The organism is Legionella shakespearei DSM 23087 (assembly GCF_000373765.1).
Classification (GTDB): domain Bacteria; phylum Pseudomonadota; class Gammaproteobacteria; order Legionellales; family Legionellaceae; genus Legionella; species Legionella shakespearei.
In genome coordinates, this window is record NZ_KB892436.1 from 45509 (window position 1) to 59471 (window position 13963).

Below are 13963 nucleotides of genomic sequence, written 5' to 3' on the forward strand. Positions count from 1 at the left end.
GGATAAATTTAAAACATTTTTACACCTTTTATGATTTTGAAAAAGTTTACTTGCATGATTTATTTCATCATGTAGTATCGTCAATGATTCAAATAAACTTAGGAGAGTATATGCGATTGAACCAATGGATGATATCAGTTACTGCAGGGTGTGTACTTGCGAGTAATTCACTGTTTGCAACGATATCTGTTGTACCTGAGCAATTGCAAGTGCCACAATGTCTGGCAGCAAAAATAACTGTTGCCCATAAAGTGTTGGCAGAGAACAAGCAATTTAAAATTATTGAGCTGCAGTCGGGCGATGTAGAGTATCTCACTCGTTTGGCCGATCAGGTGAACTGTGGTCATTTTGTGAATGTCAGTCATAAAATGAATGGTGCATTGATCGCTGACAAGCAACAGTCAGCTCAAAACATTCTGCACAAAACTCAATTAAAATCGCTGATGCCAGTTAAATCAAACAGCGAAGTGTATGAAATTAAGCACCAGGATGAAGTGAATGCTGCTTTGAAAGAAGTAGTAGCTGATAACATTTGGCAAACACTGACTCATTTGACTTCTTATACCAATCGTTCTGCGACTAAAGATACTGGAGTTGAAGCTGCGAACTGGTTAAAGACTTCTTTTGAAGCCATGGCAGTTCAGTATGGCCGTACTGATACAGAAACCTATTTTGTTAAAACCGGTTGGTACAAGCAACCTTCACTGGTTACTGTTATAGGTAAAGACATCAAGGCTCCGGGTATTGTGATTGGTGCACACATGGATACCCTTGATGGCCGTATGCCTGGTGCGGGTGATGATGGCAGTGGTTCTTCAAGTATTATGGAAGCAGCCCGTGTTTTATTGTCCTCCAAAACCGCATTAAAACGCCCGGTATACTTCATTTGGTATGCTGCTGAAGAGCGTGGTTTAGTCGGATCCCAGTACGTTGTACAACATTTCCTGGACAAATCCATTCCTGTCAAAGCGGTTGTGCAATTTGATATGACGGGTTATCGTGTTCATGCCGAAGATCCTACCATGTGGGTTTTCACTGACTACACTGACAAGGGCTTGAGTAACTATATTGCGAAATTGATTGATACTTATGTTCATGTACCTGTTGATTATTCACGATGTGGTTATGGATGCAGTGATCATGCTTCCTGGACTGAAGAAGGCATTCCTTCTGCATTCCCTTGTGAATCCAACTTTGATGAACACAACCCTTACATTCACAGTTCTTCAGATACTATGGATTTGTTGAGTCTGGAACACATGACCAACTTCTCCAAACTGGCAGTAGCTTTTGCTATTGAGCTGGCATCTGAATAATCTTGACTCGTAGCCCGCATCAGGGCTACAGCTTTGTTTCTTCGTATTTCAAAAAGTTCCGCTCCCTGACGGTCGCGGCTCGGTTTTCTGGGGCAAGACAGAGTAAATACAATGCACGAAAACCGAGCCGCGACCGTCAGGGAGCGGAACTTTTATTGAGGCACAGCGTCTGGTGGAGTTCTATCCATCCCGGTTCCCCGGAGAATGGCAAAGATGGAGTGTGTAGCCCGTATTAGGCGATAGCCGTAATACGGGATGATTTACGTCGTCCATTAAACCACTACACTCAGGACGACGTAAATGATGTGATCTACGGATTGCTGATAATTCTTTATTACAGCGCCTGTTCCATAACAAAAGCCACCGCCAGTTTGGAGAAGTTGGTCATGTGTTCCAGACTCAACAAAGCCATAGTATCTGAAGAAGTCCCTACATAAGGACTCATATTTTCTATATTGGATTCGGTCGCGAAAGCCGCCGCAGTTCCTTCTTCTGTCCAGGCACTATGGTCGCTGCACTCGTTACTGCAACTTGAATAATCCATAGGAACATGAATATAGGTATCAATCAGTTTTGCGGTATAAATACCTAAATCCTTATTACTGCTGTCACTAAAGACCCACATGGTGGCATCTCGTGGATTGGAGCGGTAGCCGTTCTTATCAAACTGGAGTACTGCTTTAACTGCAATGTCCTTTTGTTGAAAATGCTCTACTACATACTGAGCTCCTGCGTATTTTCTATTGCCCGCAGCATACCAGATAATATAAACCGGGCGCTTTAATGCAGTTTTAGAGGATAATAAAACACGGGCAGCTTCCATAATAATGGCAGCACCGCTTCCTTCATCAGCACCTGGCATATGTCCATCCGGGGTATCCATATGAGCACCAATCACAATAGCTGGAGCCTTTAAGTCTTTACCTATGACGGTCACCAGAGAGGGTTGTTTGTACCAACCCGTTTTAACAAAATAGGTTTCAGTATCGCTACGTCCTGATTCAACAATCATTGCGTCTATGGTCGCTTTTAACCAATTTGCTGCTTCAACACCCGTTTCTTTGGTCGCAGAACGGTTAGGATAGGCCGTTAAATGAGCTAAGGTCTGCCAAATGTTGGCGGCTACTACTTCATTCAAGGCGGTGTTAATTTCTTTTTGATGGCTGATTGGTTGATTAAAAGCCTGAGATGCCTGGATTTGTTGCGGTGACAGGTTTTGCGAAAACGCTAAATTACTAACCAGTACCAAGCTTGCGGTGGCAGATACAACCCACTGTTTTAAAGACATTTTACCCCCATTCATGTATGTGAAACGATCTATTTCATTTTATTAGAATTATCCGCTTCGTTTTCCTTATCAATGTTGTCAGTTAATGCTTCGCCATGCGATTTCCAAAAACTTGCTGTACCTTTGGAAAATACGGAATAAAGTGTCAGCGTTAAAACATGTAAAATGTTCTCGAGAAAACGAGCACCAGCTGATGAATCTCGCCTGTTCTTGAGTGTTTCCCTGTTTTGCGGGGTGAGTACTTCTGACATTTTTTTAATACGATCGGCACTCTCCAGAGTCTTGTCATTAAGTTTATCCAGCATTTGATTCACGATCTGGTATTTTGCCTGAGCCAGAGTGGGAACTTCATTAGCGGATTGTTTTAATTTCTCAATACCAACAGAGGACTCTAAATGTGATTTATAATCAGAGCAGAGTTTGATGAGATTCTGTAATTTTGCAGGAGGGGGCGCAGTACGATAAAATGCAATAATAGGTTCTAAAATAACTGCCTTCAGGTTGGGAATATCATTTGCTCCGGGAAACTCTTTTTTCACACGTTCAGAATCAAAATGAGCCTCTGCTGTTGCTGGATAATGCAGCAATTCATAAGCCAAAAAAGCTTTTTCCAGAGAAGAACCTCTCATGAAGGTGTTTTTATCACCCTCAGGTGAGCGCGCAATAAGTCGGGCGGTTAAATCATGGAGCTTGTCCTGCGGTATGGTCGGAGCAATGGTAAGAACAAAATCTTTGATGGAGTCCATTTTACTGAAATTGGAATCTGAAAGTGGTTTGGATGTGTCAACATACCCTTCTGACTTTTTAAACGTATCATTCTGTAGCAGATAATCTATTTCAGCATCTGAAATGCTGCCATCTTGCAACTTACGACCGTAAGTATTCACCAGAATTTTGGTTTGACTTAAAGGCATGATGTCCTCCGCTGAGAATTTATGCCTAATTATAGCTCACAATTATTAAGAAATTATTAGGTTACCACCCTGGTGTTAAAATCAGGTCCGTTGCCAGACCTGAGGGTTTTTAGCTGGTTTTGGCTGAAAGGGGAGGGCATCTGAATTCAGCGGCAATTTTATCTTCTGAATCAACTGATTGCAGTATGACAGGAAATTTCCATAATGAGTGAAGATGTTTCAGTACGTCGGCGGTAGTTTCACCTAAAGGCACCCGATTTTGCTGGGTGTATCGCAAGGTAAGTGAACGGTCGCCTTGTAAATCAACTGAATAGACCTGGATATCGGGTTCCAGATAACCCAGATTATATTGTCTGGATAAAGCTTCCCTGATTTGCTGGTATCCCGGTTCATCATGAATGGCGTGTACATAAAGCTCCGGGCTGCGATCATCATCCACGATGTGAAATAATTTTAAATCACGAATTAATTTAGGCGATAAATATTGGGCAATAAAACTCTCATCTTTGTAATTGCGCATCGCAGTATCCAGACTGGTTAACCAATCGGTATTTGCCAGATACGGGAACCATTTTTTATCTTCTTCCGTAGGGTTTTCGCATATGCGTTTGATGTCCTGCATCATATGATAGCCCAGAGTATAGGGGTTAATACCGCTGAAATACGGGCTATTATAGGCAGGTTGCATGATGACATTGGTATGGCTTTGCAAGATTTCCAACATAAATTCATCGGTGACCAGGCCTTCGTCATACATGGTATGTAAAAGGGTATAGTGCCAGAAACAGGCCCAGCCTTCGTTCATAACCTTGGTTTGGCCTTGGGGATAAAAATATTGTGCCAATTTTCTTACTATACGTACAATTTCCCTTTGCCAGGGTTCCAACAGTGGCGCATTTTTTTCAATGAAATATAAAATATTTTCCTGAGGCTCTTCTGGAAAGCGTTTTTTACGGCCGTTTTCATCTAATTGCTTGCTGTGCGGTATGGTGCGCCATAATTCATTCACCTGGGACTGCATGTAAATTTCGCGGTTTTGTTGTCTTATTTTTTCTTCCTGAATGGATAAGGCGGTAGGATGTTTGTAGCGATCCACGCCATAATTCATCAGGGCATGGCAGGCATCAAGCACCGCTTCAACTTCATCAATTCCATGGCGTTCTTCGCATTCACTGATGTACTTTTTCGCAAAGACCAGATAGTCAATGATGGCATCGGCAGAAGTCCACATTTTAAAGAGGTAATTGTTCTTAAAAAAGGAGTTATGACCGTAACAGGCGTGGGCTATAACCAAAGCCTGCATGGCCATGGTGTTTTCTTCCATCAGATAAGAAATACAGGGATCTGAATTAATGACCATTTCATAGGCCAGACCCATTTGTCCCCGCTTGTAATTTTTTTCTACGCCGACAAAATGTTTTCCAAAGGACCAGTGGTGATATCCTATAGGCATTCCAACTGAGGCATAGGCATCCATCATTTGTTCGGCAGTAATTACTTCTATCTGGTTCGGATAGGTATCCAGTTTAAACTCTTTGGCAATACGGGCAATTTCCCGGTCATAGGCCTGTATTAACTCGAAAGTCCATTCTGCGCCAGTTGATAGAGGCTTTCTTTTCATGCGGTTTTCCTTTTAAATAATTCGCGGAATACAGGATAAATATCGGCCACAGTATCAATATTTTCCATAGCAAAGTTAGGATAACGCTCTTTCACCTGTTGATATACTTCCCAAAGGCTCTGATGATGCCTGGGCATGATTTCTATGTAAGCAAAATATTGTAATAAAGGCATAATTTTTTCCTGGAGCAACTCCTGACAATAAGGGGAATCTGCATTCCAGTTATCTCCATCTGAAGCCTGGGCTACATAAATGTTCCATGCCTGTGGAGGGTAGCGTGCTTCTATTGTCGTATTTAATAATTCCAGGGCACTGGAAACTACGGTACCTCCGGTTTCTCTTGAATAGAAAAACTCTTCTTCATTCACTTCTTTTGCCGAGGTATGGTGACGAATAAACACCAGTTCAATTCGGTCATAGTTTTTGGTCAGAAACATATAAAGTAAAATAAAAAAGCGTTTTGCAATATCTTTTTTGGCTTCATCCATAGAACCAGACACGTCCATAATGCAAAACATGACTGCCTGGGTTGAAGGCGCCGGGATACGGACACGATGGTTGTAACGGAGATCTATAGTATCTATATAAGGTACATTATTTATTTTTCTTTTTAATACCTCAATACTTCGCTCTAGTTCTGACAGGGCCACTTGATCGGGATCAGGTTGTTCTTTCAGGCGAGCCAATTCAGCCTCTGCCTCTTTTAATTGCTTTTTATAGGGTGAGGCTAAAGCGACACGACGTCCTGTAGCTTGTTTCATTGAGCGTAGCACATTGATGTTATTTGGAATTCCGCTGGTGGAAACGCCGGCACGCACGGTTTTAAAGGTGCTGATACGAGCCAGTTCCTTTTTGACTAAGTCAGGTAACTCCAAATCTTCAAAATACAATTCTAAAAATTCTTCACGCGAGAGTTCAAATACGAAATCATCTTCTCCATCACCGCTGTCACTGGCATCACCTCCGCCACCACCGGCTTCACCGCCATTAGGGCGTTTAATCCGATCACCAGTAATGAAATTGTCGTTTCCAGGTAACACCCGTTCTACATGCCCCCCTCTTCCACGGTGAAACACGGGTTCGGAAATATCTTTTGCCGGAATAGTAATTTGTTCGCCTTGATCAATTTCAGTAATACTGCGTTTACCCACAGCATCTGAAACAGCGCGTTTGATTTGGTTTTTATAACGGCGCAAAAAGCGCTGGCGGTTCACCGTACTTTTCTTGCCGGCATTTTGTCGTCTATCAATCAATTGCGACATAATTAGCTCCACACCTTGAACAGGTTATTATGGTCAAGGCCCTGTGAGTTTTATCTCACAGGTCATTTGCGTCAACTTTCTTTAACGCACAGACATCAAACCTTGACTGTCTTATGGGTTCAAGCCTTATTGTGATTTTCGTACTCTTAAGTACCATTCACAAAGTAGCCGAACTTGTTTTCGTGTGTAGCCCTTTTCCACCATGCGAGAGATAAATTCCTCATGTTTTTTCTTATCATCTTCTGATGCTTTTGCATTGAAAGAAATGACAGGTAACAAGTCTTCGGTATTCGTGAACATTTTCTTCTCAATGACCGTTTTCAACTTTTCATAACTGTTCCATACCGGATTTTTGCCTCGGTTGTTCGCACGAGCACGTAAAACGAAATTGACTACCTCATTACGAAAATCCTTAGGATTGGAAATTCCTGCCGGTTTTTCAATTTTTTCCAGTTCCAGATTTAACAGGCCTCGGTCAAAAATTTCACCGGTGTCAGGATCACGATAATCCTGATCCTGAATCCAGAAATCTGCATACGTAATGTAACGGTCAAAAATATTTTGTCCGTATTCAGAATAAGATTCCAGATAGGCGGTTTGAATTTCTTTACCAATAAATTCCACATACTTGGTTGCCAGGTATTCTTTAATAAAGCTTAAATAATTTTCCTGAACCTCCTGAGGGAATTGTTCCTGTTCGATCTGACGTTCCAGCACATACATCAGGTGAACGGGGTTGGCCGCAATTTCACTGTGATCAAAATTGAATACTTTAGACAGAATTTTAAAGGAGAAACGCGTGGATATACCGCTCATTCCCTCATCAACGCCGGCAAAATCACGGTATTCCTGATAGGATTTTGCTTTAGGATCGGTATCTTTTAAACTCTCGCCATTATACACGCGCATTTTAGAATAGATGCTTGAGTTTTGTGGTTCTTTGAGTCGGGTAAGAACGGAAAACTGAGCCAGCATATCAAGAGTACCTGGTGCGCAATGGGCTTTAGACAAAGAACTGTTATCAATCAGTTTTTCATAAATTTTGGTTTCTTCAGAAACGCGCAGGCAATAAGGTACTTTGACTATATTAATTCGGTCTATAAAGGCTTCGTTGTTTTTATTGTTTCTGAACGTTTGCCATTCTGATTCATTAGAGTGTGCTAAAATGATGCCTTCAAAGGGTATTGCAGACAAGCCTTCAGTCGCGTTGTAGTTTCCTTCCTGTGTTGCTGTCAACAAAGGATGTAATACTTTGATGGGTGCCTTGAACATTTCCACGAATTCTAACAAACCGCGGTTTGCACGGCATAATCCGCCAGAGAAGCTGTAAGCATCCGGATCATCCTGAGAGAATTCTTCAAGTTTACGAATATCGACTTTACCAACCAATGAAGAAATATCCTGATTGTTTTCATCTCCAGGCTCTGTTTTGGCTATAGCAATTTGCTTTAAGCGAGAGGGTTTGATTTTGACTACACGAAACTGACTTATGTCACCGTTAAATTCCTGCAGGCGTTTCACTGCCCATGGAGACATGAGATAGCGCAAGTGACGAGTGGGTATGCCAAAACGCTCTTTCAGCAATTCACCGTCTTCCTGGGGATTAAACAGGGCTAGTGGCGATTCAAAAACTGGTGATCCTTTGATGGCATAAAAAGGAGTTTTTTCCATCAAATCTTTTAATTTTTCCGCAATAGACGATTTACCACCACCCACAGGACCCAAAAGATAAAGTACCTGCTTGGTCTCTTCCAGACCTTGAGCCGCGTGTTTTAAGAACCCTACAATTTGTTCTATGGGCTCTTCCATGCCGTAAAAATCTTTAAATACAGGATATTGGTGAATGACTTTATTGGAGAAAATGCGTGATAAAACAGGATCATGTCGAGTATCAACCATCTCAGGTTCACCGATGGCCATCAACAGGCGTTCCGCGGGATTGGCGTAAGCCGAAGGGTCTGTTTTACAGAGCTCCAAATACTCGTCCAAACTCATTTCTTCTTCTTTGTTATCAACAAAGCGTTTGGTATAACCGGCCAAAAAGTCTTGTGTATTCATTGCTATCCCCTTTTGCTTAATCCCTGAGAAGGATATATCTTATATTCGCTTATTATTTTTTTGCTTTTTTTTCTTATCGCTGGTAAAACAACAAAAATACCTCTTTATATTTCTAGTATAGTATCGAAACCAGCGAAATATGCTAGCTATGCAGATAAAATTAATACTTAAATCAATAAACTTAATTGTTTTTTTACAAGGAAAGCAACGATTATGCCAGATACAACCGTTTACCTGAAAAATTATCAGCCACCTTCGTTTGCAATTGACACTGTGGAGTTAGCCTTTGATTTGCACGTCGACCACGCAATGGTCAACAGTACCATGAAATTAACACGTCAACATGATGGCGCTTTGCATTTGTACGGTGATGAGCTGGAACTGATTTCAGTACGGATGAACGGACTTCCATTAGGCGCTTCAGATTATACTCTTCGTGAAGATGCTCTTATTATAGATCGTTGCCCTGATGAAATGATTCTGGAAATAACGACGCGTATTTATCCCCAGAATAATACCCAATTATCAGGTTTATATCGCTCAAATCATCTGTTTTGTACTCAGTGTGAAGCGGAAGGATTCCGGCGAATAACTTATTTTCTGGACAGGCCTGACGTACTGGCTACGTATACCACAAAAATTTCTGCAGATAAAAAGCAATACCCCATATTGCTGTCTAATGGCAACCTCATGGAATCTGGTGAGACTTCTGATGGACGTCACTGGGTTGTCTGGCATGATCCGTTTAAAAAGCCATCCTATTTGTTTGCATTGGTTGCGGGTGATCTGGCTTGCCTGAACGATGAATTTACTACCTGTTCCGGACGTACAGTGGATTTGCGCATTTATGTTGAACCGGGCAATGAAGATAAATGCTTGCATGCAATGGAATCATTAAAAAAATCCATGCGCTGGGATGAAGAAGTCTATGGCCGTGAATATGATTTGGACATCTTCATGATAGTTGCTGTAAGTGACTTTAATATGGGTGCTATGGAGAATAAAGGACTTAATATTTTTAACTCCAAATATATTCTTGCACGTCCCGACACAGCAACCGATCAGGATTTTGCTGATGTTGAAGGCGTTGTTGCCCATGAGTATTTCCATAATTGGACCGGTAACCGGGTCACTTGCCGTGACTGGTTTCAATTAAGCTTAAAAGAAGGATTAACCGTTTTTCGTGATCAGGAGTTTTCACGGGATATGAATTCGCGTGATGTGAATCGGATTATGGATGTCAAATTGTTACGCAGTGGTCAATTTCCCGAAGATGCGGGCAGCATGGCACATCCTGTCAGGCCTGAGTCTTATCAGGAAATTAATAATTTCTATACATCGACCATCTATAATAAAGGTGCTGAAGTTATTCGGATGCAACATACCTTGTTAGGTAAAGACCGTTACAGACGAGGGATGGATTTATATTTTAAACGCCACGATGGCCACGCAGTGACTATTGATGATTTTGTCGCTGCAATGGAAGATGCAAATGGTCTTGATTTGACTCAATTCAAGCGTTGGTACAGTCAGGCAGGAACACCTGAAATTCACGTCAAAAGCGAATATGCTGACGGTCGTTTGACACTGACCATGCAACAAAATTGTCCGCCAACTCCCGAATGTAAGGATAAAAAACCGTTCCATATTCCGGTTCGTATTGCTTTGTTTGATTCAAAAGGTCATATGATGGCCATTGACAACGACATTATGGAATTAAAGGAGAAAGAACAGAGTTTCGTTTTTGCAGGTTTGTCTGAAAAACCGGTGGTGTCCTTATTAAGAGAGTTCTCAGCACCAGTAAAATTGAAAGATGAATTGACTCAGGACGAATTATTATTTTTATTACGTCATGAGACGGATGGATATGCCAAATGGGATGCGGCACAACGCCTGGTTCTTAATTGTATTAATGAATGTATGGGTTTACCATCGGAACAATGGCAGATACCTGAGCCCTTAATTGCTGCATTTGAGCATGTGCTGCTGAATGACTCCCTGGATTATGACCTGCGTGCAGAATTATTGACGCCGCCAGGGTTTGAAGACGTGATTAATCAGGTAGATTCGGTTGATGTAAGTCTTTTGGAATCGGTACGTGATTTTTTCCGTAAACAATTGGGCTTAAGCCTGTATGAATCACTGTCTCAGGTTTATAAAAACTTATGGCAGGCAGAAGATCACAGTATGAATGGCCTGGCGTATGGGCGAAGAAAATTGCGTAATATTTGTCTATGGCTGATGATGAAGGCTGATGAAGCGTCTGCTTTGGACAATTGCCAGCATCAGTTTACTGCGGCAAAAACAATGACCGATCAAATCGCGAGTTTTGGTTTATTGGTTAATTCTTCCAATGCGACCTGCAGAGAAAAAGCAATTAATGACTTTTACAGCCAATGGTCTGAAGACGATTTGGTTCTGGATAAATGGTTTGCTTTGCAAGCCACCTCCGAATTACCTGATACGTTAAGTCGTGTGAAACAATTGACAAACCACCCTGCATTCAGTATCAAAAATCCTAACAAGGTTCGATCACTGATTGGCGCTTTTTGTATGGCTAATCCGCGTAATTTCCATGCTCTTGACGGCAGTGGTTATGCCTTTTTAACAGAACTGCTGATCACGCTGGATAAAATCAATTCGCAAATTGCAGCACGCCTTGCAACGCCATTTACGCGTTGGCAGCGTTTTGATAGCCAAAGACAGAAGTTGATGAAACAGCAATTAGAGCGCTTAGCTGCATTGGAATTGTCAGCGGATTTACGTGAGTTGGTGGATAAAAGCCTGGCGGGTTAACCACTCTGATTCATAGCGTCCTGATCGCGTCTTTTGGCGCGAAGGATTGATCTCCCGAAAGTGGCATGGTGCCACTTTGATCCCGGCTGCAAGCAGACCGGGCTACGACTGCTCTCAAGATCTTCTTAATGCAATGCCTGGATCTTCCTCGTGCTCTTCTCCCGTCCCTCTGGCAGGTACCGGTGCAAATAAAGGTCCACTTATAATGGGCTCTTGCTCTGGCTGTACAACAGACCTTAAAGATGCTTCTGCTGCTGATGTCGGGTTAACGGGAGTTGCCTGAACTTTATTCTCTGGTATTGATACCTTTGGAGAAGCAAACAACATGCTTAAAGCATTTACGGCCAGCCCAAGTAAAGCACCAATCCCGGCTCCAATGACAACTGCCAGAGTAACGATTGCAACCGCAGGTAGAATCACAAATCCGGCAATTGCACCTGCGAACGCTCCAATGATGGTTGCTGTACCAATAGTCAACCCGGTTGAGGGTGCATTAGTTGTCGCACTTTGGGGTTTGGAAACAACTGGTTCAGGTGTCACAGGATTTGATTCTTCTGATGCTGCAGGCATGTCTGATACGTTCACTTTTACAGGTTCTGGAACTGGTAGTGATACAGGTTCTTGAACAATTACTGGAACCGGCACTGGAATTGGTCTTATGGACGCCTCCGGCTCCGCAATGCTTACTGAGGGTTCGCTTAATTTGCGAATTTCTTCCCGTGTTGCCAATCTAAGAACATTATCCTTATTACCCAAACTATCCAGCGTTGCAATCAGATTTTCGTTGTACTGCTCTGCTGTGGCACCAAATTCCTTCATCTTTTTGTGACTGTAAGCACAGGTAAAATCGCCACAAGAGTAAGCATCACCCTGCGGGTGTACAGGGCCGGAATAACGTATTTGCAACAGGTCTTCGGATAAACCACAAGATTCCAATAGTCTGAGGATAAACGATTCAATGGCCCTTGCACCAGTGCCCCCATAGGGATCAAATAATTCAAGATCAAACAGGCCATCATGTTTCGTTAAATAGACGCCTCTCCAATGACCAGGACCAATGGGGATAATAATATGCCTGATATGCTCATCAAAAATTTCACTTGCAAGATTATCCTGGATTGCCGCAGCTGAGTTGTCATTCGTATTTAACACGGCCATAACTGAAATACGGTCAGTGGATTTTGGCATCAGGAGGGTCATGTCATGATCTTGCATCTGATCTCTTGCGGCCCGCAGATAGAGAGGAGTCGTGTCGAAGCGTCCTTGTGAGCGATGTCGGCTTTGGTTCGCTAGAGATTGTTCTCCCAAGGCGGTCAGCAGAAAACCAAAGATTACATCAGGCGCTTGTTCAGCAGTGAGATTCTCTATTGAAGAACTTTGTTTTACCGTTCTTAATAAAGTGTCCAACAAGTCACGACTTTGCGAAGACAAGGGAATATCGTTTTCTGCGGCTAACTGGTTAATGCGGGTAAGGATCTGTCTTTCTGTATCAGTTAACTGCCAGGTATCATTGTCATAATGCCGCAACAAAGCGGTTAAACTCGCATCTTTTATTTCCGTACTTAGAGCCATTTTCAATTACTCCCACTGTTCAATCTGTTTAATATTGCGATTGTATGTCTAAAATACTTAATAAATTATTAAAAAGCTATCTTTAATTTATGATTTTTATTCTGTAAATTAATGTGAGTTATGGATAAGAAGTTTTTTTATCCAGTCGTTACTTCGATGCCGTTCGGGCTGAGGAAGCGCGATAGCGCTGTCTCGAAACCTTGGCATGGTGCTAAGGCTTCGAGACGAGGCTATCGCCTCTCCTCAGCCCGAACGGCATCGAAGTAAATCAAGCTTCTTACCCATAACTCGTGTTAAATTAACATTCTGAATTAGCCCAACCGGGAGATAGTCTTTGAAACGATTTGCAGTTGTTGGCAATCCCATTGCCCATAGTGTGTCACCAGTGATTCACCAGCATTTTGCCGAGCAATGTAAGATGTCTTTGAGTTACGAAAAAATGTTGGGAGATGATGTAGTGTTTGAAGAGCAAATTACCACTTTTTTTAGACATAATGGCTCGGGACTTAATATTACCTTACCCTATAAACAAAGAGCATTTGCTCTCGCCAGTCAGGCTACGGAACGTTGCAAACGTGCGGGCGCTGCGAACACTTTATGGATGAGCAATGCGCAACTGCATGCAGATAATACAGATGGCATTGGCCTGGTTCGTGATCTCCTGCGCTATATGGAGTTGAATAGGAAGAGTATTTTAATTCTGGGCGGAGGGGGCGCGGCACGTGGCATTATTTATCCCTTGCTGGAAATGGCTCCAGCCTCATTGACGGTAGCCATCCGCAGTATAGAAAAAGCAGACGAGTTACAACAAACCTTTCCGAAAATAGAGATTATTGGGCTGAACCAATTAAATAGCCGTTTTGACCTGGTGATTAATGCAACCTCTGCCAGTTTATCTGACGACGCTCTTGAGTTGCCAAAGGCGCTGATGTCTCATCATCCCTTTTGTTATGATTTGTCTTACAAGCTAAAAGAAGACACCTCTTTTGTTCATTATGCGAAAAGCCAGGGGTGTGAGGCTGTCGATGGACTGGGCATGTTGGTTGAACAGGCCGCCGAGTCTTTTTTTATATGGAATGGAGTCTTGCCTGAAACAGAAACAATATTTGATCTATTACGCCAACAGACCAATTAAT

9 protein-coding genes are annotated in these 13963 nt (G+C 42.3%); 3 read left to right on the top strand and 6 right to left on the bottom strand.

Features of this window, described 5'->3' with window-relative positions; all coding sequences use genetic code 11:
• Nucleotides 1-110 precede the first annotated feature (110 nt).
• Nucleotides 111-1316 (top strand): aminopeptidase LapA, encoded by a 1206-nt coding sequence (lapA, locus tag B094_RS0114705; protein WP_018578585.1) that lies wholly within the window; start codon nt 111-113, stop codon nt 1314-1316.
• Nucleotides 1317-1650: 334 nt separating this feature from the next.
• Here the strand turns inward: lapA and B094_RS0114710 are convergent, their stop codons facing one another.
• The 5 genes from B094_RS0114710 to B094_RS0114730 form a co-directional block, all read right to left on the bottom strand.
• Entirely contained in the window at nt 1651-2604 is a 954-nt protein-coding gene (locus tag B094_RS0114710; RefSeq protein WP_018578586.1) for a M28 family peptidase, read from the bottom strand.
• Between the two features lie 29 nt (nt 2605-2633).
• The gene (locus tag B094_RS0114715; RefSeq protein WP_018578587.1) at nt 2634-3518 is read right to left on the bottom strand and encodes a hypothetical protein; all 885 of its coding nucleotides are present in this window, start codon (nt 3516-3518) and stop codon (nt 2634-2636) included.
• 109 nt (nt 3519-3627) lie between these two features.
• On the bottom strand, nt 3628-5139 hold the full coding sequence (locus tag B094_RS0114720; protein ID WP_018578588.1) for a SpoVR family protein: 1512 nt from the start codon (nt 5137-5139) through the stop codon (nt 3628-3630).
• The gene (locus B094_RS0114725) at nt 5136-6401 is read right to left on the bottom strand and encodes a YeaH/YhbH family protein (RefSeq protein WP_018578589.1); all 1266 of its coding nucleotides are present in this window, start codon (nt 6399-6401) and stop codon (nt 5136-5138) included. Before B094_RS0114725 ends, B094_RS0114720 begins: the two co-directional genes overlap by 4 nt.
• 126 nt (nt 6402-6527) lie before the next feature.
• Nucleotides 6528-8459 (bottom strand): PrkA family serine protein kinase, encoded by a 1932-nt coding sequence (locus B094_RS0114730; protein ID WP_018578590.1) that lies wholly within the window; start codon nt 8457-8459, stop codon nt 6528-6530.
• A gap of 213 nt (nt 8460-8672) precedes the next feature.
• On the opposite strand from B094_RS0114730, the gene pepN reads away from it, so the two are divergent.
• Nucleotides 8673-11255, top strand: coding sequence for an aminopeptidase N (gene pepN, locus B094_RS0114735; RefSeq protein WP_018578591.1), 2583 nt, complete (start codon nt 8673-8675; stop codon nt 11253-11255).
• A 114-nt stretch (nt 11256-11369) separates the two neighbouring features.
• Here pepN and B094_RS16345 read toward each other — a convergent pair whose 3' ends face one another.
• Nucleotides 11370-12827: a DUF456 domain-containing protein gene (locus B094_RS16345; protein WP_018578592.1), complete on the bottom strand. Its 1458-nt coding sequence runs from the start codon at nt 12825-12827 to the stop codon at nt 11370-11372.
• 334 nt (nt 12828-13161) lie between these two features.
• Here B094_RS16345 and aroE point away from each other — a divergent pair, with 334 nt between their 5' ends.
• Nucleotides 13162-13962 (top strand): shikimate dehydrogenase, encoded by an 801-nt coding sequence (gene aroE, locus B094_RS0114745; RefSeq protein ID WP_018578593.1) that lies wholly within the window; start codon nt 13162-13164, stop codon nt 13960-13962.
• Nucleotide 13963: the final 1 nt, after the last annotated feature.

Coding starts and splice junctions, on each gene's coding strand:
- lapA (WP_018578585.1), top strand. CDS start 111: ATGCGATTGAACCAATGGATGATATCAGTTACTGCAGGGTGTGTACTT.
- B094_RS0114710 (WP_018578586.1), bottom strand. CDS start 2,604: ATGTCTTTAAAACAGTGGGTTGTATCTGCCACCGCAAGCTTGGTACTG.
- B094_RS0114715 (WP_018578587.1), bottom strand. CDS start 3,518: ATGCCTTTAAGTCAAACCAAAATTCTGGTGAATACTTACGGTCGTAAG.
- B094_RS0114720 (WP_018578588.1), bottom strand. CDS start 5,139: ATGAAAAGAAAGCCTCTATCAACTGGCGCAGAATGGACTTTCGAGTTA.
- B094_RS0114725 (WP_018578589.1), bottom strand. CDS start 6,401: ATGTCGCAATTGATTGATAGACGACAAAATGCCGGCAAGAAAAGTACG.
- B094_RS0114730 (WP_018578590.1), bottom strand. CDS start 8,459: ATGAATACACAAGACTTTTTGGCCGGTTATACCAAACGCTTTGTTGAT.
- pepN (WP_018578591.1), top strand. CDS start 8,673: ATGCCAGATACAACCGTTTACCTGAAAAATTATCAGCCACCTTCGTTT.
- B094_RS16345 (WP_018578592.1), bottom strand. CDS start 12,827: ATGGCTCTAAGTACGGAAATAAAAGATGCGAGTTTAACCGCTTTGTTG.